Genomic DNA, 24,643 nt, shown 5'->3' with positions numbered 1-24,643 from the left:
GCCCAGTGGTCGCAAGGCAGCGTAGTTCAATATCCGAGATTGCGCAGTCCGCGCAGCTGGGTCAGGTTGCAGTCCAAAGCTCCGGCGCTGAGGCCGTTGTTGTTCAACACCACGTTGAGTTGCGTCATGTTGTTGACCAGGTTGCTGTTACCCAGCAAGCGAGTGTTTTGCAGCAAGCCGCCCTGGGCGACTTGTTGCAGAGAACTACCCTGGTTGTGGTTGGCCTGGATCGCCATCTGCACGCCGCTGCCGGTGGCGGTAACCGCGACACTGCCGGCGGCGTTGCTGCCGCTGATGGTTTGGCCTTTGCTCAGCAGCTGGCCTTGAGCAGGCACCAGTGCGGGTGCCTGGTTGCTTTCCCTGACGTTGATGCTGACGTTGTTGTAGGCGGAATTGCCATCGCCCGCGGCGCGCACGCTCTGGGTCACGCCCTGGCCACCGGCCAGGCCCGCGCCACCGACAATGTTGCCGCTGCCCTGTTGCGGGGCCTGGCCATTGCCGGTCTGCTTGATCGTTGAAACATAGAACTGGGGTTTGACGGTGGCCGCCTGGATTTGCATGGAACTGCTCGCGCCGATCAGGTCGCCACTGGCGTTGCGCCAGGTGCTGCTCATGACGATGCCGAAGCTGATGACCCGACCGGGCATGACATAGCGTCCACGCAGTTCGGCAAGCTCCTGATCCTTGACTTCGATGGGTTTGAATCCGGCGTGGGCATGGCCCGACACAGCCGCGGCAAGGCTGGCAAACGCCAGCCAGCGTGAAGTTTTCATGTGCTGCTCCCGGAGCTTCCTGCTCCTTTTGTACTTATGGTTGGCGATTGGTCGGCGATTAGAAAAAGTCGCTCTGTATGAAACCAAAATCCATCAGCTCTGCATCTTTGACCGGGTTGAACCCGTCCAGTTTGTTACGCGCCGTTAGCGGTTGCGGAGGGGTGCGCAGTGCGTTGGTCTTGTCGTAACCCGGGCCGACGATGGCAAACACGATGCCGTTCCAGCCTTTGACGAAATCGTTATGGGCGTAGCGCTTGTGCCCCAGTACGGGGTCGGCGATATAAACCCATTGCTGGTCGGCTCGCTGCAATACCACGAAGTGCTTGTAGCCACGGATGTCCATCAGGACCACCACCGGAATTGTCACTGCCTCGAGCTTTTCTGGCGGTATCCGGTAGCCCCGGGCGCGCATGCCGATGCTTTCCACGTAGCGCTTCATATCGAGCATGGAAAATCCCTGGGTGCGGACCAGGTCATGGTCGGCTTTGACCAGCATGCCCTTGATGACGTGCTCTTCATCCACGTCAAGCCAATAGGCCTGGCGCAGTACCGTGGCCAGCGCGGCGGCGCCGCAACTGAAATCGGTTTTCTGTTCGACGATGTCACTGAACTTGCGCTCGCGCACACTCTGTACTGGCTTGTAGACCAACATGCCGCCGGGTAGGGCAGCGACCGGCATTTGCGCAGCTTCAGCCACGCCGGCCAGACAAAGGAGCAGAGAAAGGGCTGCCGCTCGCATGATCGATACGCCTTATGCACACCTGGGAAAGAAGCCCCGTTTCCGGGGCTTCGTTTCGATCGCGCTTACATGCAAGCCCTGCAACCGGCCGAAATGGACAGCGAGTTGCTTTGCTGGTTGCCCACGCCCGCCGACACGTTGGCGCCGCCGTTACCGGAGAAGCCGTTCATGGAGTTGGTCATGGTCGCGTTGTTGATGACAGGGTTTTTCCAGCCATCGCGGGTCAGCACTTGTTGAGTGTTGCTGCCGGCCAGTTCGAAAGTGCCCACGGCGGAGAACTTGAACTTGTCGTCATCGTGACCGCCGCCGTAGCCGCCTCTGTTGCCCCAGCCGCCATGGTCGTCGTCTTCGACGGTGCCGGTGCCTTTGGCCTTGAAGGTGCCGGAAGCAGCGTAGGTGCTGGTGAGGGTGTCGGTCTTGTAGGTCCGTACGCCCTTGTTGTCGACCACAAGGCCGGTGGAAGACTGATCGGCCGAGGCTGCGGCTTCTGCGACACGTCCGCCCGATACAGCGATGGCCAGGTTGTTTTTCTGTTGGTTGAAGTTGCCGGCCGTCACGTTGATGCCGATGTTGCCGGAGCCATTGTTGCCCGCATTGGTGAGCGAGGCGTTGTTTCGGGTCGAGTTGTTTTTGACGTAGTTATTGTTATTGACCTGCATGGCGCTGGAGGTCGCGACCGCCGAGCCGAAGATGAATGCTTCGTCAGCGGTGGCGATGGCGGCGGCGTTGTCCTGCTGGTTGCCATCGCCGGCGGCGATGTTGGCGCCCATATTGCCGTTGCTGCCATTGAGCGAGTCAGCGGCTTCAGCCGTGTTGCGGGTGGCCTGGTTGGTCACCACGTTGCCGTCGCTGTTCTGCTCATCCATCACGGTCGCGCTAGCCCCGGCGGTGATCGAAAGCAGTTGTTCAAACGACGGACCTTGCGGACCGTGATTGCCATGCCCGTTGCCGTGCCCGTTGCCACGTCCGTTTCCATCAGCCTGTGCAGCCATTGCCATGACAGCGGCGAGAGCGAAAACCAATGGTTTAAGTGCCATTGTTGGTTTCATGGTGTTTCTCCTTGCGTGTCGTTGGTTAAGTGTCAGTACTTTCTTATGCCCACGTTTTTCGGGTCAGTCAGCGACCCGGATGCTCAGGGTGTTAGCCATGCGGTTCCCCACCCCGGCACTCTGGTTCACCTGGATAACCCCTCGGCTGCCGGTGAAGGCCTGGTCGCTGGTGACGACCTGGCGACTGCCGGTTGGGGTGCCAGTTGCTCCTGAGTTTGGTAACAACGCCACGTTCTGTTGAGAAAGGGCGCTATCGTCGATGCTCTGCGGCCGGGCACTGATGCCCACCCGCATGACATTGGCCATCTGGTTGTTGGCCCCGGCGGACTGGTTCACGCCCAGTACTCCGTTGCCGTTGCTAAATGAGCTGCCGCCGATGCGGGCCGTTGCGTTCATCGACGGGTCGGCCGCGGTGTCCAGTCGTTGACGCACGACAGTGGTGGCCTGGGCGTGAGTGCCGATGGCGATGGCCCGGGTGTTGGTCTGCTGGGTCTGATCGCCAGCGGCCTGGTTGACGTTGAAGTTGCCGGTATAGCGGCTGCCGGAATCCTGCAGATTGGCAGTGCTGATCACCGCCGCGCCCGGATCGGCGAACGCGGTGGACGAGCCGAGCAGGGCAAGCAGAAACAGGGTTGGCTTCATGTCACTGACCTCCGGCCAGCCGGCCCAGCGGGGCCAGCCCTGAACTCAGCGAGCGGTTGATCGTGCCGGAGATGGCACCACCGTTGCCGCCACCGTGACCGGCGCGCATGCCCGGCAAGCCGTTGGGGTTGGTCACGATGTTCAGACCTTGTACGCCGGTGTTGTTCGGGTTGACGGCGTTGCGGATCGACGAGCCGCTGGCGACGCTGGCGAATTCGCCGTCGCTCAGCTCGATGCTGGCGGTCGCTTGATTGACTCGATCAGATGGGTTGGCGTTGACGGTGCTCGGGTAGGGGTCTTTGCCACCGTTGCGACCGATATGAACGGGCTGTACGTCACGGGTGAGCACAATGACGCCGTTGCCCTCGGCCTGCACAGGGAGGCTGAACGTCGCGCCAGCGGCGCAGCCGATCAACAGCAGGCAGGTCAAGCTTCTATTGAAAGTCCCCACGGCATCGATTCCTTCTTCGGTGGGCTGGCCTTGGTCCAGCGTTGCGAAGGAGGAAGAGCAGGTGTTGTGCCGGTTATAAAAAATCTATCAAATTCAATGGGTTGCTATATTTAAGGGGAGTTTCGCCCAGCACCTGTTTCATCCGTGAGACATGCCGATAGAGGCTAATGGCCGGGCGCTATCGCTTGGCTCTGGTTCAAGGCTTCGCAAGCAGGTGTTTCAAGAACCTGACAAAGGCACTGGAAAAACCATCGAAGTGCTCTGGAGCCGGGTTTGCCACGACTGGGGTGTTTCAAGAGTGGTACAAACAGAGGGGTAAATCAGGCTTGGAGCAGTCGAGTCACGGTTGCAAACACCCGTTCCCGACGTTGCGCCCAATCGCCTTCAATAACCTGGAAGGGTTGCTGATGCCGAACCAGCCATTGCTCGATAGCCTCGAAAAACCTCATTCGGTCTTCCAGTTCGGGTTGGCAGCGCAGGCCGTCGCCCGTCCATTCGACCTGTTGCGGGCTCAGCAGCAGGTGCAAGTCGTAATGGCGGGCCAGCAAGGCCGGCTCCAGCCAGCTTGGGCAGTCGCCGAACAGGGTTTGGCTCCAGAGGATGTTGCTCAACAGGTGGGTGTCGAGGATCAACAACGGTGGTTTACCGGCGCGGGCTGCGTCTTCCCAGGCCAACTGTCCTGCGGCGATATCGGTGATGTCCGACAGGCGGGTCTCACGCGGATTCTGCTCCATGAAGTGGCGAACGTATTCGTCCACCCGCAAGCCGCCGAAGTGCTCCTGCAACTGCGCCGCCAGCCAGCTCTTGCCGCTGGACTCCGGGCCGGTGAGCACCATCACCTTCATGTGCGCAGGACCGGGTCGGCGCGCCATTCGCGCCAGCCTTGTACGGCCAACAGCGTGAACAAAGCGTAGAGCGCAGCGGTCAGGTACAGGTCCTTGTAGATGAACAAGCCCACGAAGATGATGTCCAGGGCGATCCACAACGGCCAGCATTGCACGCGTTTTTGCGCCATCCACCACTGCGCCACGAGACTGAAGCCGGTGAGTGCAGCGTCGAGCCAGGGCTGGGCGGCGTCGGTCCAGTGCGCCATGGCAGCACCCAGCATCAGGCTGCCTGCCGCGCCGACCGCCAGGCCACGCAATACTGAAGGCGCGCCCAGACGGGTGATTTGTCGCCCCTCATGATGCTGCCCCGCACGAGTCCATTGGTACCAGCCATAGAGTTGCAGTACGGCGTAGACACACTGCAGCAACATGTCCGAGTACAGCTTCACTTCGAAGAAGATCCAGCTATAGAGCAGCACCATGACCAGGCCGATCGGCCAGCACCAGGGGTTCTGCTTGACGGTCAACCAGACAGCAATCACGCCGAGGGCTGCGGCAAACAGTTCAAGCCCGGACATGGCGATTCCTTGGGTAGTAGGAGAAGGCGGCGATTGTAAACGCTGGCGCCCGTTTTTCTATGCCTGGTAAACCTTCTTGAGCAGGCGCAGCAATTCTTCGCGCTCGGCACCGTCAAGCGTTGAGGTGGAGTCCAGGTCGCTCTGTGCGGCGATTTGCTTGAGTTCCTTGAGCAGGGTTTCGCCGGTTTTGCTCAGGAATATCCCGTAGGAGCGTTTGTCGGGCTTGCACCGCACCCGCACGGCCAGTGCCCGGCTTTCCAGCTTGTTCAACAGGGGCACGACTTGCGGCGGTTCGATCGACAGGGCCTTGGCCAGATCGGTCTGCATCAGGCCGGGGTTCTGGTCGATGATCGCCAGGGCCGAAAATTGGGCGGGCCGCAGATCGTGGATGGCGAGTCGACCGATCAGGTTCTGGAACAGTTTCAACTGGGCGCGACGCAGGGCGTAACCGATCAGATCATCCAGCGCGGAGTCCAGCGGGGCCTGTGCGTCGGTACCGCTGGCCTGGGGCTCGGCGGGTTCGGCAAGCTTGGAAGACTTGGCCATCGGAGGGAGCATCCTCAAGGTGAGTGATTAACAAGGCTATCCATTTTGCCGAGGTTGAAGCGCGATGGCTATGGTGGATATCGAAATCGTGATTTGTCGCTTTGTCCTGTCCGTTGGGAAAAATACAGATAAATGGATTAATAGTTAATTGACATAACTAGTTTTCGAGTTTAATTTTTGCTCATCTTCAGCCAAGAACAAGAGAGCACGCCCGCCATGAGCAATTACGAAGGTCGCTGGAAAACGGTCAAGGTCGATATCGAGGAAGGCATTGCCTGGGTCACCCTCAATCGTCCGGAAAAACGCAACGCCATGAGTCCGACGCTCAATCGCGAGATGATCGACGTGCTGGAAACCCTGGAGCAGGACCCGGCCGCCGGTGTACTGGTGCTGACCGGGGCCGGTGATGCCTGGACGGCCGGCATGGACCTCAAGGAGTATTTCCGCGAAGTAGATGCCGGGCCTGAAATCCTGCAAGAAAAAATCCGTCGCGAAGCCTCCCAGTGGCAATGGAAACTGCTGCGCATGTACGCCAAGCCGACCATTGCGATGGTCAATGGCTGGTGCTTCGGTGGCGGCTTCAGCCCGCTGGTGGCGTGTGACCTGGCGATCTGCGCTGACGAGGCGACCTTCGGCCTTTCGGAAATCAACTGGGGCATCCCGCCCGGTAATCTGGTCAGCAAGGCCATGGCTGATACCGTGGGCCATCGCCAGTCGCTGTATTACATCATGACCGGCAAAACCTTTGGCGGGCAGAAAGCCGCCGAGATGGGACTGGTCAACGAAAGCGTGCCCCTGGCGCAACTGCGCGAAGTCACCGTTGAGCTGGCGCGTAACCTGCTGGAGAAAAACCCGGTGGTGTTGCGAGCAGCCAAGCACGGGTTCAAACGCTGCCGCGAACTGACCTGGGAGCAGAATGAGGATTACCTGTACGCCAAGCTCGATCAGTCGCGCCTGCTCGACACCGAGGGTGGTCGCGAGCAGGGGATGAAGCAGTTCCTCGACGACAAGAGCATCAAGCCGGGGTTGCAGACCTACAAGCGCTGAGACGACGGCGCGGCGGGTGTCTATCCTGCGCCCGCAGGCTGTTGTTCAAAAGCCCTTGGCGCTACTGTGAATGTGTTCCCTATAAAGACAATAAAGAGGAATCACCATGCTGGACGTGCCCCTGTTGATCGGCGGCCAGTCGTGCCCCGCCCGTGACGGTCGGACTTTCGAGCGTTGCAATCCGGTAACCGGTGAAGTGGTCTCCCGTGTGGCGGCTGCCACGCTGGAGGATGCCGACGCCGCCGTGGCCGCCGCGCAAGCTGCGTTTCCCGCCTGGGCAGCGCTGGCGCCCAATGAGCGACGCACGCGTCTGCTGCGTGCCGCCGAGCAATTGCAGGCGCGCACTGGCGAGTTCATCGCCGCTGCCGGCGAGACGGGCGCCATGGCCAACTGGTACGGTTTCAACGTGCATCTGGCGGCGAATATGCTGCGCGAAGCCGCGTCCATGACCACCCAGATCAATGGCGAAATCATTCCTTCGGATGTGCCTGGTAGTTTCGCCATGGCCCTGCGTCAGCCGTGTGGTGTGGTGCTGGGTATCGCGCCGTGGAATGCCCCGGTGATTCTCGCCACCCGCGCCATCGCCATGCCTCTGGCCTGCGGCAACACCGTGGTGCTCAAGGCTTCTGAAATCAGCCCGGCGGTGCACCGCTTGATTGGCCAGGTATTGCAGGACGCCGGACTGGGCGATGGCGTGGTCAATGTCATCTGCAATGCCCCGGCAGATGCGCCGGCCATTGTCGCGCGGCTGATCGCCAACCCGGCGGTACGCCGTGTCAATTTCACCGGCTCGACCCATGTCGGGCGCATCGTTGGCGAACTATCGGCGCGCCACCTCAAGCCGGCATTACTGGAACTGGGCGGCAAGGCGCCGTTGCTGGTGCTGGATGACGCTGACTTGGATGCAGCGGTAGAAGCTGCCGCCTTCGGGGCGTACTTCAATCAGGGGCAGATTTGCATGTCCACCGAGCGGCTGATCGTCGATGCCAGCGTGGCCGATGCCTTTGTTTCCCGGCTGAGCGCCAAGATCGCCACCTTGCGTGCCGGTGATCCTGCGGCCGGTGATTCGGTATTGGGTTCGCTGGTAGACGTCAGTGCCGGCCAGCGTATCAAGGGGTTGATCGACGATGCCTTGGCCAAAGGCGCGACGCTGGTGGCGGGAGGGCAACTGGACGGCAGCATTCTGCAGCCGACCTTGCTCGACGGCGTCACTCCAGACATGCGCCTGTACCGCGAAGAGTCTTTCGGTCCGGTGGCCGTGTTGCTGCGTGGTGAAGGCGACGAAGCCTTGTTGCGCCTGGCCAACGACTCCGAGTTCGGCCTTTCGGCAGCCATTTTCAGCCGCGATACCACTCGGGCGTTGGCTTTGGCCCAACGGGTCGAGTCGGGCATCTGCCACATCAATGGTCCGACCGTGCACGACGAGGCGCAGATGCCCTTCGGTGGAGTCAAGTCCAGCGGTTACGGCAGTTTTGGCGGCAAGGCGTCCATCGAGCATTTCACCCAGTTGCGCTGGGTGACGATGCAGAACGGCGCCCGGCATTACCCGATCTGATATCCGTCGCATTGCGGGCGGCGGCGCGTGGACATCGCCGGCCCGATGCAGGCCAGACATAACAATAACAAGGCCGCAGCCAGATGCTGCCACGCTCCGCTCGCTTCGCGCGGGTTCGGCGTGCCTTGATGGAGGAAATGTACGTGAGTGTTGAGTTCAGATCGTCCTCCCGAGCCGGCCCCGGGCGCTATCGCCAGGTGTCGATTGGTCATCCAGCCGTTGAAGTCAGAGAAGAGCAGGGCATCCTGCACATGCGCTCCCTGGAGCCGTTGGCTGCGTTGCCGACGCGCTTGCTTGATCGCCTGGTGCATTGGGCCGAGGTGCGCCCGCAACAGACCTTTATTGCAGCCCGCCAGGCGGGCGGGGACTGGCGTCGAGTCAGCTATGCCCAGATGCTCGACAGCGTGCGGGCCATCGCTCAAGGTTTGTTGAGCTATGGCCTGTCAGCCGAAAAGCCCCTGGCGCTGCTATCGGGTAATGACATCGAGCACCTGCAAATGGCCCTTGGCGCGATGTACGCTGGGATTCCCTATTGCCCGGTGTCGCCGGCCTATTCGTTGCTGTCCCAGGATTTCGCCAAGCTGCGGCACGTTTGCGATTTGTTGCAGCCGGGGCTGGTGTTTGTCAGCGAGGCCGCGCCGTTTGAGCGGGCGATCAATGCGGTGCTGCCGGCGGACATCCCCTTGATCACAGTGCGCGGGGAAATGGCCGCAAGGTCCAGGGCAAGCTTTGCCAGCCTGCTGGCGCAACCCGGTGGTATTGAGGCCGAGCGGGCCTTTGCCGCCACCGGACCGGACAGCATTGCCAAGTTTCTCTTCACCTCGGGCTCCACCAAGCTGCCCAAGGCTGTGATCACTACCCAACGCATGCTCTGCGCCAATCAGCAAATGCTGTTGCAGACCTTTCCGGTGTTCGGTGAAGCGCCGCCGGTATTGGTGGATTGGTTGCCGTGGAACCACACATTCGGTGGCAGTCACAACGTCGGCATCGTGTTGTACAACGGCGGCACGTTTTACCTGGACGACGGCAAGCCCACCGCCCAGGGCTTCGCCGAAACTTTGCGCAACCTCAAGGAGATTTCTCCCACTGCGTACCTGACCGTGCCCAAAGGTTGGGAAGAGTTGGTCAGTGCCCTGGAGCAGGACGGCGAGTTGCGCGAGCGGTTCTTCGAGCGCATCAGTCTGTTCTTTTTTGCGGCAGCGGGTCTGTCCCAAAGTACTTGGGATCGGCTCGACAAGGTCGCCGAACAGCATTGCGGCGAACGCATTCGCATGATGGCCGGGCTGGGCATGACGGAGGCGTCGCCGTCCTGCACTTTTACCACCGGGCCGTTGTCCATGGCCGGTTACATCGGCTTGCCGGCACCCGGCTGCGAGGTACGGCTGGTGCCGGTGGACGGCAAGTTCGAAGGGCGCTTCCGCGGACCGCACATCATGCCCGGCTACTGGCGCTCGCCGCAGCAGACCGCTGAGGTGTTCGACGAAGACGGTTTTTACTGTTCGGGCGATGCGATCAAGTTGGCCGATCCCCATGACCCGCAATTGGGCCTGATGTTTGACGGACGGATAGCCGAGGACTTCAAGCTGTCCTCCGGGGTGTTCGTCAGTGTCGGGCCGCTGCGCAACCGAGCGGTGCTGGAGGGGACCCCGTATGTCCAGGACCTGGTGGTGACCGCGCCGGATCGCGAGTGCCTGGGCGCGCTGGTGTTCCCACGGCTGGCTGAATGCCGACGCTTGTCAGGCCTGTCCCCGAGCGCCAGCGATGCCGAGGTCTTGGCCAGCCCACCGGTACGCCAGTGGTTTGCCGATTGGCTGCAACGTCTTAACCGCGAGGCGAGCGGCAACGCCAGCCGCGTAGAGTGGATTGCCTTGCTCGATGAGCCGCCCTCCATCGATCGTGGTGAAATCACCGACAAGGGCTCGATCAACCAACGGGCGGTGTTGCAATGGCGCGCGGCGAAAGTCGAGGCGCTGTATTGCGGCGAAGATCTGTCGATCCTGCGGGCGAACTAGTCGGTCCAGACCCAAAATCCGTGACAGCAAGGCTTGCCATCAATGTTGTCTGGTCTGCCGCCATCGCGAGCAGGCTCGCTCCCACAAGGATCTATGGCGGACCCATTGTGGGAGCGAGCCTGCTCGCGATGGCGGTCTGCCTGCCCCGCTGATTTTCCTGCGTTCGATTGCTCTTGCGTTCGCTCCATACCCCCGCCGTGACACACCGTCCCAAGCCTTCTACTATGGCGACTCTGTTTTCTCTGGAAGAACCTGGATGAGTAAGCCCGGCCAAACGGTGCTGGTCGCATTGCGCAGGATGATCGCCTCAGGCGAGCTGGCGGGCGGTGAGCGCTTGATGGAAATTCCCACGGCTGAGTTGTTCGGTGTTTCGCGAATGCCGGTGCGCATGGCGTTTCGTACCCTGGAGCAGGAAGGGCTGCTGGTGCGCTTCGGTGGTCGCGGATTCCAGGTGCGCTCGGTCAGTGCCGAGGAAATCGCCGGGGCCGTGGAGGTGCGTGGTGTGCTCGAAGGCCTGGCCGCGCGGCAAACGGCCGAGCGTGGCTTATCCGAAGAGGGGCGAGCGGCACTTGAACAATGCCTGGTGCAGGGCGACGAACTGTTTGCCAAGGGCTATGTGACCGAGGATGACCTTGAGGTCTATCACGACTTGAACATGCGCTTTCATCAGGTGATCGTCGAGGGCAGCCATAACCCGGCGATTGCCGATGCCCTGGCTCGCAACGATCACCTGCCATTTGCCTCAGTCACCGCCCTGGCGGTGGATCGTCAGAACATGGCCGGCGAATTTCGCCGCTTCAACTACGCCCACATGCAGCACCACTCGGTGTTCGATGCGCTGATCCATCGCCAGGGAGCCCGCGCCGAGGCAATCATGCGCGAACATGCCAATGCGACTTTGCGTTATGCCGAGGTGTTCGGCTCGACGTTGGCTGATGAGCGGATGAAGGTGATTGTTCGCTCGCAGTGAGCGCGCATACGGCTGGGGGAGCTAAGCTTGCTTGCGATAGCCGTCTGTCAGCCGATAGCAATGCTGACTGAGTCGCCGCCATCGCGAGCAAGCTTTGCTCCCACAAAGCTCTTCCCTCAGGGTATTGGGTCAGATATCCAACACCAAAAGTGGCGTCTTCGAGCGGGAGCAGCACGGCGTGAACTGGTCGTTGCAAGCCTGTTCGGCCTCGGTCAAAAACATGTCCCGGTGCTCCGGCACACCTTCCAGCACACGCGTCAGGCAGGTGCCGCACACGCCCTGTTCGCAGGAGATCGGAATCTCGATACCATGGCTTTCCAGCACCTGGACCACGCTTCGGTCGGCGGGTACTTCGAAGACCTGGCCGCTGCTGGCGACTTTCACCGAGAAGCTGCCGTCCGCGCGGGTGTCGGTGGGCGCAGCGGCAAAGTACTCGCGGTGCACACAGCTTTCCCGCCAGCCCTGAACCTTGGCGGTGTCGAGGACATGCTGCATGAAGCCACCGGGACCGCACACATAGAGGTGCAGATCCTCACTGGGGGCGGCCAGGACCCTGGCAGCGTCCAGCATGGTTCCAGGCTCTTCATCGAAGTGCAGAAACACCCGGTCGGCATAAGGCGATTGGCGCAAGCGTTCGATAAAGGCTGCACGCTCCCTGGACCTGGCACAGTAATGCAGTTCGAACGCCGCACCGCTCTGGGCCAGGTGTTCGGCCATGCACAGGATCGGCGTAATACCGATACCGCCGGCAAACAGCAGGCTACGTCGAGCCTCGGGGGCGAGGGGGAACAGGTTGCGCGGTTCGCTGATCAGCAAGCGCGCGCCTGGCAGAATCTGTTCATGCAAATTGCGCGAACCGCCTCGGGATGCGGCATCCTTGAGCACCCCGATGAGGTAGCGATGCCGTTCCTCGGGATGATTGCACAGCGAATACTGACGAATCATGCCGTTGGGCAGGTGTACGTCGATATGGGCACCGGCGGTGAACGCCGGTAAAGGCTGGCCGTCGACACTCGTCAGCTCGTAGCTGCAAATGTCCTGGGCTTCGTTGTGTCGCGCCGTGACCTGGACTTCAATCATGCTCGCTGCTCTCCCTGATGGGTGCTGGCAATCAATCCCGCTTGTGGCTCGCGCTCACGGGCAATCCAACGATCCAGCACTCGACGCGACTGCACGCCGCCAGCATCGATATTGAGCTTGAGCAGGCTGCGTTGCGGGTGATCCAGCAGGTTGCGCTGCTGGCGTTCGAGCATTTCCAGGTCTTCGCTGAAAATCTTGCCCTGGCCTTCGCGAATGCTGGCGGTCAGTGCTTCGTCCTGGGGCTGGAAATGCCGGGCCATGCCCCAGAAGTACCAGATGGATGTCTCGGTTTCCGGGGTGATGAAGTCCACCACGATGCTGGACGCCTTGAACTGCGGCGCGGCGTGATACCCGCCGTTGCCGGCATGGGCCACGCCGACTTCGATCAGGACGTGGCTGGGCGGGGTGAAACGGCAGATCTGCCAGCGGTCCACCGGCACGTCGTCGGCCAGGTTGTTGCCGCGCAAGGCCATGCGCCAGAAGGGCGGGGCCATGATGTTTTCCATGTGCCGGGCGGTGACCACTTCGTCACCTTCGACCGTGGTCACCGGCGGCGCCTCGTCGATTTCCTTCTGGCCGATGCTGGAGGCGTGCACGTAGGTTTCGTGGGTCAGGTCCATCAGGTTGTCGATCATCAGGCGGTAATCGCACTGGATATGGAACAGACCGCCGCCGTAAGCCCACTCGTCACTTTCGGCCCATTCAAGATGATGGATCAGCGTCGGGTCAGCCAAGGCCTGGTCACCGGGCCAGACCCAGATAAACCCATGACGCTCCTGCACCGCAAACGTCTTGTTGCAAGGGAATCCCCGGACCCGTTGCCCGGGCATTTCGACGGTCTTGCCGTCGCACCCCATCACCAGCCCGTGATAGCCGCACACCAGGTTACCGTTTTCGACATAACCCAAAGAGAGCGGGGCGCCGCGATGGGGGCAGAAGTCCTCGACAGCCGCGACCTTGCCTTCATGCCCACGGTAGAAAACCATCTTCTCGCCGCAGATCTGGCGGCCCAGAGGTTTGTCAGCGATTTCATCGGGGGTGCAGGCAACGTACCAGGTGTTCTTGGGATACATGACGGATCTCCGGGCGGATGTTGTTGTGCTTATGGATCCATTAACTCTCTTAACTATTTCGGTTGTCAATATTTTTGGTGTCCTGGTAGACGGTTGGCAGTCTTTAATGGATCCATTTGCTTCGTTTCGGCGAAAACAAAACTGCACAAATCTTCCAGACTCCCTCGCCGCCAGCGGTTAACCTGCTCGTGCTGATACACAAAAACGAGACTGCCCATGACAACGCGCAACTGGATCGATCTCAAGCAGGACGCCACGTCCGGCATCGAGACCGTGCGCGCGCATTTCGAGGGACATGCCTACGATCCCCATTGGCACGACGCCTATCTGGTGGGCGTGACCGAACAGGGCGTGCAGCAGTTCCATTGTCGCCGCCAGCAGCACAACAGCACGCCGGGCAAGGTGTTTCTGCTCGAGCCTGGGGAGTTGCATGACGGCAACGCGCCCCACGCCAGCGGTTTCACCTATCGCACGTTGTACCTCGAGCCACAGTGGCTGGAGCGCGAACTGCGGTCGTTGTTCGACGTGGCTCCGGATAATGCACAGCTGGGATTTGCCGCCACCCTGGCCGACGATGCGCGGCTGGCGAGCGCCACGGCCATGGCGTTCCAGAGTTTGCATCAGCAGGAGATGCGCATCGTGCGCCAGACGGCCCTCGACACCTTGCTGGCCAACCTGACCCAGCACCTGCACTGGCGTGCGCGGATCAATCCCGATCCGCGCCTGCCATTGGTGGCGCAGCAGGCCCGTGATTATCTGCACAGTCATCTGAGTGAAGACATCGGGCTGGATGACCTGGCACGGGTCACCGGGGTGGACCGTTTTCGCCTGACCCGGGCCTTCAAGGCCGCGTTCGGTCTCGCCCCCCATGCCTATCTGATCCAGTTACGCCTGGCCCGGGCCCGGCGCTTGCTGGCCCGTGGCGAAAGCGCGGTGGCGGTGGCGGCGATACTCGGTTTTGCCGACCAGAGTCATTTGGGTCGCTGGTTCCAGCGCGCCTATCGCCTGAGCCCGGCGGACTACCGCAAGCGTTGCTCAAACGTTCCAGACTGAGCGCGGTTGGGTGGGGATGATCAGGCTACGATCATTCACCGAGATGTTGCTCCATGGACCAGTTGCTGCCGTTCGCCTTGTTCGCCTTTGTTGCCTCCATCACCCCGGGCCCGACCAATATCCTGGTGCTGAGCCACAGCTCGCGCTTTGGCCTGGCGACCACCTTGCCAATCATCCTCGGCGCCTGCGCCGCCGCAGCCTTGTTGGTGTTGTTGGTGGGCACCGGATTGGGCGATGTGCTGGCCCGTCATGCAACGCTCCAGACTTTGCTGTCATGGGCCGGAATTGCCTGGTTGAGCTGGATGGCCTGGCAAATATTCAGCACGCCAGTCCAGGCCATCGACCCTGAACGACCCATTGAGGGTCTGCGTCTTGGCTTGGCGGGGGCGGCCGGTTTGCAGTTGGTCAATCCCAAGACCTGGATGATGGCATTGGCGGTGGTCAGCGTCTTCGCCGGCACCGAGGCCGACCGCACCGTGCGGGTGCTCTGGCTGTCCCTGGCGTTCTTCGCGATTTCGATCCCATGCATGACCGCCTGGGCGTATCTGGGCCTCGGCGCCGCCAGATTCTGCCGATCCACCGTGGCCATGGGTCGGTTCAATCGGATCATGGCGGTGTTGTTGCTGATGTCGGCGTGGTTGACGTTGGTGGTGTGATCCTGATCAGGCGCAAGCATTTGATGCAGACCTGTCAGCGACTGGCCATGGAACCTGCAACCCCTTGCAACGGTTGGGCGGTTTAAAAACAAGCTCATTTTGGAGAGGATCGCCCACGCCCCGGCTTAGCGTATTTCAAAATTTCAGATGCTTAATCGACCCCAAGGAAGGAGGTCCATCATGTCCACTGTCGATTCCCATATCGATTTCATCCAGGCCAGGCTACCGGCCTGGTTGAAACAAGCTTCGCGCCACCGCCAAGAGCGTTTCAAGGTCCTTGCCCAGCAATTGCAGCGCGACAGCGATGCGCTGAACGCACTGCTTATCGACCTGCCAGCGCCGGAACCCTTCACACTCAATTTGCTACAGGCTCAGCCACCCATGCAGGCCTGGCGCCCGATCAATGGCCGCGGCAGTGTTTGCGACGCAGTCCGGCGGGCAAGGGTCAGGCGCGAGCACTTCGGCCCCTCTCTGTCGGTGGTGGAGGCCGCCATGCGCAACTTTCCTCCTGCTGATGCGGCCACCGGCAGTTCTTTCGATAAAACCGGCGAGCTTTTCATCAAGGGCAAGCCTGGAGAGTTTTACCGTTGGGGCGCGCCGTCAGACACCACGGCATTGCCCACGACCCCTGCCAGTTTTGCCCGAGTCTGTCGGCAGGTGGATGTGGGCGGTGCCTACCAGCGTCTGCTCAAGCAACGCCTGCCGCCTATCGGCGACGAGGTTCCTGTCGTGGCTGACGCCTATATGGCCTACGCGCGCAGTCTGCTCGCCTATGACGCGTACGAGGCGAAGCTGGATGGACGCCTGGACGAGACCGGCGAGCGATTGTTGGCCTATGTCGGGGTGCGGCTCGAAGATCGTCCGGTGGCTTCCCTGGCGTGTGAGGTCAAGGGCCTGGAGGTGCTGTCTGCGCCGTTGTTCGGCGCACGGGTGTATTGGGGGCTGAAAGGGGACGTAAAAGGCGTTCGCCCGGTCGTCTTGCACCTGCCCTATGACGTAGTGGCCCCGATCAGGCAATTTCCCAGCCTGCAGGCCATGGCCGCAAAGCTGACCGAACTGGTGCGCAAACGCAGTTACCGCCAGAGCCTGATGCGTTACCTGCCGGTACGCTTGCAGGCCCGCTTAGGTGAGGCCCTGCATGACCAAGTGGAGTGGGAGATAAAAGACAACCTCAACCTTTTCCAGGAAATCCACGCGCGTATTGTGGGTTGGCGTGAAGGCGAGCTTGGCGAGGAGGGTAATCCCCGGCGCATTCGCGTGCCTGTTCCCCACGTCCCCTGGACCCTTAGCGATGTTCGCGAGGATCACTGGAATGATCGCTATCACGAATGGCGCACCCACACCCTGAGCAATGCCTCGGCGCTGATGATCTCGACCCGGGACCAGGACTGGCAGGCATTGCTGGCACGCCTGGAGTATTGGGAAGGCCTTGCCGAGCGTTCATTGATGCTGGCTGTCAGCTTCATTCCGTTCTGCGCTCCCATGGGGATGGCTGCGGCGGCGGTGGGCGGGGTGCGCCTGGTGTATGAGTTCTTTGAAGGTATCCAGGCGCTCAACGAAGGCCACGCGCAAGAAGGCATCAATCACATCTTCAACGTGCTGTTCGGGGTCGCCCAAGGTGCCTATCTGGGTTTCATCGGCGGAGCTGTTGAACCCATGCCCGTGCATGACGGCACGACGCGGCTGTGGAATGGCGATGTCACGCCCTTCCAGGCGCGGCGCTTGCCGCCTGTGGAGGCCGAGCAGGACGCCTGGGGTGTCTGGCGTACGCCAGACGAGGCATGGGTGCGGATCGATGGTCGTTATTTCGAGGTGCAAGGCACCGGCGAGGCCCTGGGGCTGCGCCTGCCTGCCGGTCACCGAGGCGTGACCCCGCCTCTGGAGTGGAGCCGCGCGCGCGGCTGGCAATGGGCACACCGCAATCCCTTGCAGCGAAGCAATCTGGAGTTGCTGCGCAACTTTGTCGAGACGCCCGCCGAGCTGGACGACGCTATGCTCCTGGCCGTACAGCAGCAGGTCGGTATCAGCGAGGCGCATCTGCGCTACCTGCAAGTAGGCGGGCAGCCAATGCCGGCCATATTCGCCGATGCCCTCGCTGAGGCACGCAACTGGCAATGGGTGCAGCAGACCGTTGGACGCTTGCGCGCGGGTGAAGCACCCGGGAGCGCGCACATTCAGGTCAGCCAAACCCTTGTGGATTTGCCCGGTTGGCCTGCGGACATGACGCTGCGCTTGCACGATGGCGAGCAGGTTCACTCCGTGGGCGACAGGGCCACCATGCGTTTTCTCGATCTGGACAAAGCGGACCTGGAGCATCATGCCTGGGCGGAGCGTATCCTGGCCGGTCTTCGCGCGGACGAACAGCGCGTGCTGCTGGGGCAGAGTTCTATCGGCCTGCGCCCGGTGGAAAGCAGTCGGTTGTTGGCCGGCCGCTGGGCCGATTATCTTGAGCGCAATGTTACGCAGGTGACTGCTGGCATGGCCTCGTCCATCCGGCTCGATCCGTTGGCCGCTCCGATAGTTCGGGCTTTTTCCGGGCTGCCTGAATCCATCGCCAACGAGCTTGCCCGGCAGTCTCAGGGCCAGGACCGGGTGCGGCTGCAAGCAGGCCGGGTGACGGGACGCCTGGGTAAACAATGCGTAGAAGCCCTGACTGAGCTGCGCCTGACTCGAGCCTTGCGCGATCTTGAGCGGGGTGAAAGCAGCGCGGACCGGGATCGCATTGTCATGGGCCTACTTGGCAATGCGCCGCAACTGCAAGGCCGGTTGCACCTGCGGCTGTTGTCGGACAAGTTGTTGGCTCCGCTCGAGGTGGGAGAGAACGGCCCCTTGAAAGTCATCCGCCAGGACGGCGGGAAATACCATCCCTTCGACGAAAGGGGAAATGAGCTGGCTGGGGATTCGAGCCTCGAAGAGGCGCTGCTCAGAGCGATGCCGGATGAGGCCCGCAACGCGCTCGGCTTGAACATCTGGGCGTCGACCACCCTTCGCAAGGTGCTGATGGAGCAAGCCCTTGGCGATCGCCAGAGGCTGCGTACGTACCTGTCGCTCAAACGCACGGGCAACGACGCAGCTGCCCTGCAATGGCAGAACGGACGCCTGGGTTATCCGCTCAGTGGGCGCGGGAAACTTCCTTTGCAGGGCTGGCGCCACCGTGTGGAAGGGCGTCTTGAACGCCTGTTTCCCTACTATGCCGGGGAATCGCTGGCCAGGCTTCAGCGTAGCCTGGCCGATCAGGCCAGGCGCGAAGGCATCAGCCTGGACACCCTGGTGACCCGGTTGAGCAACGATTGGGCAACGCTGGACGAAGGCCTGCGTCAGTGGGAGGTCCATGAGGGGGTTCATCACCCCGTCGAGAGCGAATATACCCGTGCAGATACCATCGCCATGCGCAGGGAGGTGGCGCAGGAGATCCGTCGCGCCTGGCGCCGTGAGCCGGATCCGCGCAGGGAGGATAGCGAGCTGACTCTACGTCTGTCGGGGTTGAACATCGGCCGGCTTCCTCCCATCAGCGCACGTTTCGAGCATATTGAAGAGCTGACGTTGGCTCATCTGGGGCTGAGCGAAGACCCTTCGAATTTCCTGAGGTTGTTTCCCAATATCGATACGCTGCGCCTGCATGGCAATGAGCTCACCGCCGTGCCGGTAGCGGCGGGTGAGTTTCGCTCTCTGGAGGAGCTGTCATTGGGCAGAAATCCGCTCAATATGAATGCGGACACCTTTGCCCCCTTGATCGGCGCCGACCGTGCTACTGGTTTGCGAGAGCTGCAGCTGTCCGAGGTGAGCAGTGGCTCGGACCCCGTGGCCAGTGCCAATATGGTCGCGGCCATCGGCCGCCTGGCTGAGTTGCCGTCCCTGCGTGAACTGGTCTGGTCCGACAACTTGCATTTCACCCCCCAGGAGCTGGAGGCCATCACCGCTTTACCAGGATTGCAAGCGCTGGACCTGGTTCGTTGTGGCCTTCGCCTGGATGAACAGGGCAGTGCATTCTTGCGTGCCGCCACGGCCCTGGAGGACCTGCGCTTGAGCGGTAACAACTGTCGGGAATTACCCGATCTGCCGGAGCTTGCGCACCTCAAGGAGCTGGAACTGGCCAACGCGGGGCTCGATCGGGTACCGGCATTGGCCCTGGCGCTGTTGGCCAGGCCTTCATCCGATCCGATCTTCCTCGACCTCAAGGGCAATCGCATCAGCAACATCCAGGATGATCTGATTCCTGCCCTTGGCAACATGCCGAAGACGAACACCCTTGGGCTCTGGCTCGAAGATAATCCACTGCCCAGCGCCCAGATCCGCGCCCTTCGCGCATTGGACCCCGAGGCCTTTCGCTACACCGTCGATGACTGGCTCCGTGACTTCCCCGACCTCAAGAGTGCATTGGAAGTGGCTCGCGACGATGCCGGAGGGCGCCGCTTCATCGATTGGTTCTGCGGCGCCATCCGTGACGCAGACGCCGATCAACCAGGCGGCCTGGCCCTGGGAGATCGTCAGAGGGCTGCCGGTATCCTGCAGTACTACACTGGCTACCCCGACCTTTATACCGAGCTGTCGGGCCGTATCGCAGATTTCGACCAGCAATTGGCCCAACTGCGTACCCGCTTGCAAGCACGGGTTCTGGACAGGCAAACACCAGACGTTGCCGAGCTGGAGCTGCATTTCCTCATGTTCGGTTCGGTTCAGCGTGCTCGCCTCGAACCCCAGGGCATACACTTTGCGAGGTTTCTGACCAACCATGATGACTATTGGGGCCAGGTGTTAAGCGGCCGATATCCCGAGCTTGTGCAACGCCGGGCCGCGATGACCCGTGAGGGTTTCATCAACTGGCTCAGTGACGCACAGGACACATTCAACAGCAATGATCAAACGCCCCGCGTAGGGGAACTGGCCTGGCGCCCGTATCTGGGGTTGATGTCTCGCGATTGGCTCGACGGCCTGGCCATCTGGGACACGGTGGAGGAAAACCTGGTGGATGCCTTCAGCGAGCCGGTGGATCCCTCCCATTGGCCGCAGGTATTGCTGGATAACCTGGCGCAACCGGACGCCGACCTGCCCAGCGCCCTGGAGTCAATCACCCAGCCCACCGGGACGATGTGGTATCGGGTGAGGCTCGAGGCCGTAGCAGATGTGAACTGGGCCGCAGGCGAGCCGGTGACGCTCACCGAAGACCAATTGCGGCGCACCATGGCGATCTACCGTTCGGTCAAGAGCCGGGAAGTCGAGGCCATGGTGCATCGGATAACCACTGGCCTGGTCACCCCTTGGTGGTCGCTGCGACCGCAATAACCTGTGCCGGCACACCTGCCGCGAAGCTGTGGCGAGGGCGTAAATCTCCTCGCCACAGCGCCCTTGCAAAGGGGCGCATCAGGCATCGTTACACGGCGCAGCCATCGTCGCGGGTGAACACCAATGCCTTCAAGCCGCACTCCATATCCGCGTCGGGAAACTCCGGGGGATTGGCCAGGCGTTCCACGAACTTCAGGCCAGGCGCTTCGCGGGTGACGCCGTCGATGAGGAAGTCCGGGCCGGTGGCGGGGTCGTTGCTGCAGGCCAGGACCGTGCCAGTGGCGCACAACAGTTCCGGCAAGCGCCGCAGGACTCGCTGATAGTCCTTGGTCAGCAGGAAGCTGCCTTTCTGAAAGGTGGGGGGATCGATGATGACCAGGTCATAAGGGCCGCTGTTGATCACCTTGCCCCATGACTTGAACAAGTCGTGGCCAAGAAAACTCACCTGGCTCAGGTCATGGCCGTTCAGGCGATGGTTGTCGCGGCCACGACTCAAGGCCGCGCGCGACATGTCCAGGTTGACCACATGCTGTGCACCGCCGGCGATGGCTGCCACGGAAAAACCGCAGGTGTAGGCGAACAGATTCAACACTCGCTTGCCGCTGGCGTTGGCGCGAACCCAGTCGCGGCCGTAGCGCATGTCGAGGAAAAGACCGTTGTTCTGCTTCTTGCCCAGGTCGATCCGATAGCGCAAGCCGCCTTCGACCAAGGTCCATTCGTCCAGAGCCTCACCCACCAGCCACTGGGTAAGGCTGTCGGGAAGGTAACGGTGTTGCACGGCCAGCGTATGGGCCTTGCTCTGTTGCCAGGCCGGGGTAACGGTGAGGGCGAGCAGCGTGGACATCAGATTGTCCAACTGCGTCGGCTCAGGCTGCTTGAACAACGAAACCAGCATCACCCCTTGCAGCCAGTCGACGGTGATCTGCTCCAACCCCGGCCAGCAGCGACCGCGGCCATGGAACAGGCGCCGGGTTTCTTCCGGCACCGAGGTCAGGGCCGTCAGTAAATGGGTCTGCAGGGTTTGAAGGGCTTCAGGGTTCATCGGACAAGGCCAGCAATGCGAAAGGCCGGCATTTTAACCAGCCTTTCAGCAGGTGCAATCTGTGGCGAGGGGATTTATCCCCGCTGGCTGCAAAGCAGCCCTGCCTGCCAACTCGGTGTGCCAGGAAGATGGAGTCTGCTGCATTGGGGCTGTTTCGCAGCCCAGCGGGGCGGTGCGACGTTTCGCTAAATCCCCTCGCCACAAAGGTGCTACCTAACTGCCGCTAGTAGCCAAAATGCTCGCAACCTGTTGCGGCTGGCAGTTGAGGTAGGCCGAACGCTTGAGCCAGCTCGGGTCCGGGTACCAGGAAAACATGAATTGCCCGTCTTTAAGTTTGTCGATCACCTTGCGCGCCACCTGCGGGCGGACGGCAGGGCAGCCCAGGCTGCGGCCGATGCGCCCCTGACGCACGCTCCACAACGGGTTCACATAATCGGCGGCGTGGATCACGATCGCGCGGTCGCGGGCCAGGTCATTGAAGCCCGGCTCCAGACCGTCCATGCGCAACGAGTATCCATGGGCGCCCTGATAACTTTCCTGAGTGCGAAACAGTCCCAGGCTCGACTGGAAACTGCCCAGGCGATTGGAGAACTGCGTGGCGAAGTTTTCCCCGGATTTTTGCCCGTGGGCCACCAGATCGCGCAATACCAGCTTCTTCTGGCGCAGGTCGAAGATCCACAGGCGACGGGCCGTGGAAGGTTGCGAGTAGTCGATGACCGCCAGGTGGCGGGCTGGGCGAGCGCCGTTGGCGACAGCGCATTGCATGGCGCTCAAGGCACTTTTGAGCGCTTGGGGATTGAGTTCCGGCGCCGCGTGGGTGAGGCTGTTGTAAAGCGGCTGAGAATTTCCTTTGTCGGCCAGCGCCGGGCTGCACATCACGCCAAGGCCGGTGATGACCAGGCAGAGTCGGCGCAAGAGGCTTGCTGAAGATGGAAAATTCCCACGGTGGTGTTTGTTTGCGGCATCCCGTCCGATTTGGTTTGTTTGCATGATGGCGGGTCGTACCTGTCGCAAAGTTGACCGTCAACGGGACGGCCATGGATTGGAGTAAAGCAGTTGTTCAAAAAGTCCGCATGTTACCTGAGCGTTTTATTGCTCACTGCGCCATTGGTCGCAACAGCCGAGCAAAGCGATCCGGCATTGGTGCAAACCACCTTGGCCCAGCTGTCGGTCAACTGTCCCGAGCTGGCCGCAGGCGTCGACTTTCCGACGATGATGAGTTTGCAGGCGTTCTACGAGCAAAACGCAGGCCAGGACGTCTGGTCGGACGATGAGCGACGGATGGCGTTGCAGGCACAGTTGCAGCAACTGGCCGACGACGGACTGGACCCGGCACGCTACAGCTTGCCCGCAGAAGGAACCGCCCAAAACCCCCATTGTGTAGACATCGCCATCAGTCAGCGCTACTTGCAAGCGCTGTATGAGCTGCGTTTCGGATACCTGCCTCAGGACCGCCTGGAGCCGGTGTGGAAGGCCGACCCGCTGCCGCAGGATCGTCAGGTCGAGGTGTTGGCCATTGCCGGGTCGGGCCTGCACGACTTGGACGAGGCCTTTGAGCAGGCCCGGCCGAGCCTGGCGCTGTATCGCAACTTGCGTGAACTTTACGCCCGGCAACGGCAACAGCCCTTGCCCGAATGGCAACCGGTGCCCGGCGGCCCGTTGTTGCACCCGGACAAGCGGGACGCCCGCGTACCGGCCCTGGCCCAGCGATTGTTCAGCGAAGGCTATTTCAGCGCACCCCCCGTGATCGTCGACGATCACTACAACCCCGACTTGGTGGCGGCGATGAAAAGCTTCCAGCTTCACCATTCGCTGCAAGCCGATGGGGTAGTGGGGCCATGGACGGTGACGGAGCTGAACATCAGCCCGTTCATGCGGCGCGAGCAGTTGCGCGTCAATCTGGAGCGCATGCGCTGGCTGGCCCGGGACCTGGAGCCGGACAGCGTACTGGTCAATGTGGCGGCGGCCCGGTTGACGGTCTACCAGGACGGCGCAGCGGTCTGGCAAACCCGCACCCAAGTGGGCCGCGCGGACCGGGAAACCCCATTGCTCAAGTCCCGAGTGACACGACTGACACTTAACCCGACCTGGACCATCCCCCCGACTATCATGCGTGAAGACAAACTGCCTGAGATTCGTCGCGACCCAGAGTTCTTGAGTCGACACAACCTGAGGGTGATCGATCGCGATGGCTTGCCGTTACTGGCCCAGGACATCGATTGGGAGCATCCCGGCGGCCTCATGCTGCGCCAGGACCCCGGTCCGCAAAACCCACTGGGTAAAATGGCGATCCGCTTCCCCAATCCGTTTTCCGTGTACCTGCATGACACGCCCAGCCAGTCACTGTTCAGCAAGGAACCGCGGGCGTTCAGTTCGGGGTGTGTGCGAGTCGAACAGGCCATGCAGTTGCGCGACTGGTTGGTGAGCCCGGCTGAACGTCTGCGCACCGACACGCTGCTGGCCAGCGGGCTGACTCATGAGTTCAGGCTGGCCAGGCCGGTGCCGATTCTGTTGGGCTACTGGACAGTGCAAGCCGACAGCCAGGGGCAGGCGGTGTACATCCCGGATATCTACAAGCGTGATCAGGTCCTCGCTGCCGCCAAGGGCAGCGTGCTCTGATGGCGGTCAGGCGCACTCGCTGCTGGCTTGAACCTGTGCAGTCTTCTCGCACTGCGGGAACAGCCGCCGGCCAAGGTCATAGGCAGTGGCCAGGTGAAGCGCCGGTTCGAGGGTTTCCGAGTCGAGCAAACGTTGGGAACTGACCACCCGGGCGCCGCAGTAATCAAAGATGCCGTGGTCGATTTGCGCGGTCATCGCCTGGCCATAACCGTGGCGCAGGAACGTACCCTCATCAGCCCCGCCCAGGGCCACCAGATGCACCTGCAAACGCTGCAGTTTTTTGATAAAGGGTTTATCGAGGCTGAAATCGAACGCCCAGCCGTTGGAAAACACCCGGTCGATCCACCCTTTGAGCAATGCTGGCATCGACCACCAGTAAATGGGATACACCAGCACCAGCGCATCTGCGCGGTCGATTCTGGCTTGTTCGGCCAAAACGTCCATGGGCGGTGAGGCCTCGCGGTGGTGTACCGCGTGATCGGCGAAACTGAACCGCGGATCGAAGCCTTCGACGGCCAGGTCGGCGATCTCGAACGTATCGACGGGATTGGCCTGGGTCAGGCCTTGGGCGATTTTTTTCGCGAGGCCGTGGGTAAGGGAATGGGGATCGTGATGAGCGACAACGATGAGTGCGTGCATGGCAAAACT

21 protein-coding genes are annotated in these 24,643 nt (G+C 61.6%); 8 read left to right on the top strand and 13 right to left on the bottom strand.

The window, feature by feature from the left end; genetic code table 11:
- Window positions 1–26: 26 nt before the first annotated feature.
- The 8 genes from CRX69_RS18335 to CRX69_RS18300 all read right to left on the bottom strand — a co-directional run bounded on the left by CRX69_RS18335 (window position 27) and on the right by CRX69_RS18300 (window position 5,605).
- Entirely contained in the window at window positions 27–773 is a 747-nt protein-coding gene (locus tag CRX69_RS18335) for a hypothetical protein (RefSeq protein ID WP_076384967.1), read from the bottom strand.
- 58 nt (window positions 774–831) lie between these two features.
- The gene (locus CRX69_RS18330) at window positions 832–1,512 is read right to left on the bottom strand and encodes a C39 family peptidase (RefSeq protein WP_047226540.1); all 681 of its coding nucleotides are present in this window, start codon (window positions 1,510–1,512) and stop codon (window positions 832–834) included.
- 65 nt (window positions 1,513–1,577) lie between these two features.
- The gene (locus CRX69_RS18325; protein ID WP_107322510.1) at window positions 1,578–2,561 is read right to left on the bottom strand and encodes a heme utilization protein; all 984 of its coding nucleotides are present in this window, start codon (window positions 2,559–2,561) and stop codon (window positions 1,578–1,580) included.
- Window positions 2,562–2,624: 63 nt separating this feature from the next.
- Window positions 2,625–3,203, bottom strand: coding sequence for an adhesin (locus CRX69_RS18320; RefSeq protein WP_076384963.1), 579 nt, complete (start codon window positions 3,201–3,203; stop codon window positions 2,625–2,627).
- Window position 3,204: 1 nt separating this feature from the next.
- Window positions 3,205–3,654 carry a hypothetical protein gene (locus CRX69_RS18315; RefSeq protein WP_076384961.1) on the bottom strand — a complete coding sequence of 150 codons (450 nt, stop codon included), beginning with the start codon at window positions 3,652–3,654 and terminating at the stop codon, window positions 3,205–3,207.
- Window positions 3,655–3,974: 320 nt separating this feature from the next.
- Window positions 3,975–4,499, bottom strand: coding sequence for an AAA family ATPase (locus tag CRX69_RS18310; protein ID WP_047226536.1), 525 nt, complete (start codon window positions 4,497–4,499; stop codon window positions 3,975–3,977).
- Window positions 4,496–5,059 carry a nicotinamide riboside transporter PnuC gene (pnuC, locus tag CRX69_RS18305; protein ID WP_047226535.1) on the bottom strand — a complete coding sequence of 188 codons (564 nt, stop codon included), beginning with the start codon at window positions 5,057–5,059 and terminating at the stop codon, window positions 4,496–4,498. The genes CRX69_RS18310 and pnuC overlap by 4 nt, the downstream gene beginning before the upstream one ends.
- Window positions 5,060–5,116: 57 nt before the next feature.
- A complete protein-coding gene (locus tag CRX69_RS18300; protein WP_047226534.1) occupies window positions 5,117–5,605 on the bottom strand; it encodes a MarR family winged helix-turn-helix transcriptional regulator in 489 nt (162 codons plus the stop codon).
- A gap of 216 nt (window positions 5,606–5,821) precedes the next feature.
- Here CRX69_RS18300 and CRX69_RS18295 point away from each other — a divergent pair, with 216 nt between their 5' ends.
- The 4 genes from CRX69_RS18295 to CRX69_RS18280 all read left to right on the top strand — a co-directional run bounded on the left by CRX69_RS18295 (window position 5,822) and on the right by CRX69_RS18280 (window position 11,189).
- Window positions 5,822–6,652: a p-hydroxycinnamoyl CoA hydratase/lyase gene (locus CRX69_RS18295; RefSeq protein WP_003202420.1), complete on the top strand. Its 831-nt coding sequence runs from the start codon at window positions 5,822–5,824 to the stop codon at window positions 6,650–6,652.
- 106 nt (window positions 6,653–6,758) lie between these two features.
- On the top strand, window positions 6,759–8,207 hold the full coding sequence (locus CRX69_RS18290) for an aldehyde dehydrogenase (RefSeq protein ID WP_076384959.1): 1,449 nt from the start codon (window positions 6,759–6,761) through the stop codon (window positions 8,205–8,207).
- A gap of 143 nt (window positions 8,208–8,350) precedes the next feature.
- Window positions 8,351–10,219, top strand: coding sequence for a feruloyl-CoA synthase (locus tag CRX69_RS18285; RefSeq protein ID WP_047226637.1), 1,869 nt, complete (start codon window positions 8,351–8,353; stop codon window positions 10,217–10,219).
- 256 nt (window positions 10,220–10,475) lie between these two features.
- On the top strand, window positions 10,476–11,189 hold the full coding sequence (locus CRX69_RS18280) for a GntR family transcriptional regulator (RefSeq protein WP_047226532.1): 714 nt from the start codon (window positions 10,476–10,478) through the stop codon (window positions 11,187–11,189).
- A 129-nt stretch (window positions 11,190–11,318) separates the two neighbouring features.
- On the opposite strand, the gene CRX69_RS18275 is transcribed toward CRX69_RS18280, so the two are convergent.
- Entirely contained in the window at window positions 11,319–12,269 is a 951-nt protein-coding gene (locus CRX69_RS18275; protein ID WP_107322509.1) for a PDR/VanB family oxidoreductase, read from the bottom strand.
- The gene (locus CRX69_RS18270) at window positions 12,266–13,342 is read right to left on the bottom strand and encodes an aromatic ring-hydroxylating oxygenase subunit alpha (protein ID WP_047226530.1); all 1,077 of its coding nucleotides are present in this window, start codon (window positions 13,340–13,342) and stop codon (window positions 12,266–12,268) included. Before CRX69_RS18270 ends, CRX69_RS18275 begins: the two co-directional genes overlap by 4 nt.
- A 216-nt stretch (window positions 13,343–13,558) precedes the next feature.
- On the opposite strand from CRX69_RS18270, the gene CRX69_RS18265 reads away from it, so the two are divergent.
- The 3 genes from CRX69_RS18265 (at window position 13,559) to CRX69_RS18255 (ending at window position 20,334) form a co-directional block, all read left to right on the top strand.
- Window positions 13,559–14,395 (top strand): AraC family transcriptional regulator, encoded by an 837-nt coding sequence (locus tag CRX69_RS18265; protein ID WP_047226529.1) that lies wholly within the window; start codon window positions 13,559–13,561, stop codon window positions 14,393–14,395.
- A gap of 53 nt (window positions 14,396–14,448) precedes the next feature.
- Complete coding sequence (locus CRX69_RS18260) at window positions 14,449–15,051, top strand: LysE family translocator (protein WP_076384952.1); 603 nt, start codon at window positions 14,449–14,451, stop codon at window positions 15,049–15,051.
- A gap of 180 nt (window positions 15,052–15,231) precedes the next feature.
- Window positions 15,232–20,334, top strand: a complete 5,103-nt coding sequence (locus CRX69_RS18255; protein ID WP_107322508.1) for a dermonecrotic toxin domain-containing protein — start codon at window positions 15,232–15,234, stop codon at window positions 20,332–20,334.
- Between the two features lie 88 nt (window positions 20,335–20,422).
- Here the strand turns inward: CRX69_RS18255 and CRX69_RS18250 are convergent, their stop codons facing one another.
- Both CRX69_RS18250 and CRX69_RS18245 read right to left on the bottom strand, forming a co-directional pair.
- Complete coding sequence (locus CRX69_RS18250; RefSeq protein ID WP_076384948.1) at window positions 20,423–21,376, bottom strand: class I SAM-dependent methyltransferase; 954 nt, start codon at window positions 21,374–21,376, stop codon at window positions 20,423–20,425.
- Window positions 21,377–21,589: 213 nt separating this feature from the next.
- A complete protein-coding gene (locus CRX69_RS18245; protein ID WP_047226636.1) occupies window positions 21,590–22,252 on the bottom strand; it encodes a murein L,D-transpeptidase catalytic domain family protein in 663 nt (220 codons plus the stop codon).
- A gap of 180 nt (window positions 22,253–22,432) precedes the next feature.
- Between CRX69_RS18245 and CRX69_RS18240 the strand changes: the two genes are divergently transcribed.
- The gene (locus tag CRX69_RS18240) at window positions 22,433–23,995 is read left to right on the top strand and encodes a L,D-transpeptidase family protein (RefSeq protein WP_107322507.1); all 1,563 of its coding nucleotides are present in this window, start codon (window positions 22,433–22,435) and stop codon (window positions 23,993–23,995) included.
- A 6-nt stretch (window positions 23,996–24,001) separates the two neighbouring features.
- On the opposite strand, the gene CRX69_RS18235 is transcribed toward CRX69_RS18240, so the two are convergent.
- The gene (locus CRX69_RS18235) at window positions 24,002–24,634 is read right to left on the bottom strand and encodes an NAD(P)H-dependent oxidoreductase (protein WP_107322506.1); all 633 of its coding nucleotides are present in this window, start codon (window positions 24,632–24,634) and stop codon (window positions 24,002–24,004) included.
- Between the last annotated feature and the right edge of the window lie 9 nt (window positions 24,635–24,643).

Origin of the sequence: Pseudomonas rhizophila, from assembly GCF_003033885.1 — a bacterium.
GTDB lineage: Bacteria > Pseudomonadota > Gammaproteobacteria > Pseudomonadales > Pseudomonadaceae > Aquipseudomonas > Aquipseudomonas rhizophila.
The sequence above is the reverse complement of the archived record's forward strand: the minus strand, read 5'-3'. Positions and strand labels throughout refer to the sequence as shown.

What these genes read in the sequence shown, in the direction of transcription:
- CRX69_RS18275 (WP_107322509.1), bottom strand. Translation starts at nt 12,269, where the DNA reads ATGATTGAAGTCCAGGTCACGGCGCGACACAACGAAGCCCAGGACATT.
- CRX69_RS18270 (WP_047226530.1), bottom strand. Translation starts at nt 13,342, where the DNA reads ATGTATCCCAAGAACACCTGGTACGTTGCCTGCACCCCCGATGAAATC.
- CRX69_RS18265 (WP_047226529.1), top strand. Translation starts at nt 13,559, where the DNA reads ATGACAACGCGCAACTGGATCGATCTCAAGCAGGACGCCACGTCCGGC.
- CRX69_RS18255 (WP_107322508.1), top strand. Translation starts at nt 15,232, where the DNA reads ATGTCCACTGTCGATTCCCATATCGATTTCATCCAGGCCAGGCTACCG.
- CRX69_RS18335 (WP_076384967.1), bottom strand. Translation starts at nt 773, where the DNA reads ATGAAAACTTCACGCTGGCTGGCGTTTGCCAGCCTTGCCGCGGCTGTG.
- CRX69_RS18235 (WP_107322506.1), bottom strand. Translation starts at nt 24,634, where the DNA reads ATGCACGCACTCATCGTTGTCGCTCATCACGATCCCCATTCCCTTACC.
- CRX69_RS18320 (WP_076384963.1), bottom strand. Translation starts at nt 3,203, where the DNA reads ATGAAGCCAACCCTGTTTCTGCTTGCCCTGCTCGGCTCGTCCACCGCG.
- CRX69_RS18260 (WP_076384952.1), top strand. Translation starts at nt 14,449, where the DNA reads ATGGACCAGTTGCTGCCGTTCGCCTTGTTCGCCTTTGTTGCCTCCATC.
- CRX69_RS18290 (WP_076384959.1), top strand. Translation starts at nt 6,759, where the DNA reads ATGCTGGACGTGCCCCTGTTGATCGGCGGCCAGTCGTGCCCCGCCCGT.
- CRX69_RS18250 (WP_076384948.1), bottom strand. Translation starts at nt 21,376, where the DNA reads ATGAACCCTGAAGCCCTTCAAACCCTGCAGACCCATTTACTGACGGCC.
- CRX69_RS18280 (WP_047226532.1), top strand. Translation starts at nt 10,476, where the DNA reads ATGAGTAAGCCCGGCCAAACGGTGCTGGTCGCATTGCGCAGGATGATC.
- pnuC (WP_047226535.1), bottom strand. Translation starts at nt 5,059, where the DNA reads ATGTCCGGGCTTGAACTGTTTGCCGCAGCCCTCGGCGTGATTGCTGTC.
- CRX69_RS18330 (WP_047226540.1), bottom strand. Translation starts at nt 1,512, where the DNA reads ATGCGAGCGGCAGCCCTTTCTCTGCTCCTTTGTCTGGCCGGCGTGGCT.
- CRX69_RS18245 (WP_047226636.1), bottom strand. Translation starts at nt 22,252, where the DNA reads ATGTGCAGCCCGGCGCTGGCCGACAAAGGAAATTCTCAGCCGCTTTAC.
- CRX69_RS18295 (WP_003202420.1), top strand. Translation starts at nt 5,822, where the DNA reads ATGAGCAATTACGAAGGTCGCTGGAAAACGGTCAAGGTCGATATCGAG.
- CRX69_RS18300 (WP_047226534.1), bottom strand. Translation starts at nt 5,605, where the DNA reads ATGGCCAAGTCTTCCAAGCTTGCCGAACCCGCCGAGCCCCAGGCCAGC.
- CRX69_RS18310 (WP_047226536.1), bottom strand. Translation starts at nt 4,499, where the DNA reads ATGAAGGTGATGGTGCTCACCGGCCCGGAGTCCAGCGGCAAGAGCTGG.
- CRX69_RS18325 (WP_107322510.1), bottom strand. Translation starts at nt 2,561, where the DNA reads ATGAAACCAACAATGGCACTTAAACCATTGGTTTTCGCTCTCGCCGCT.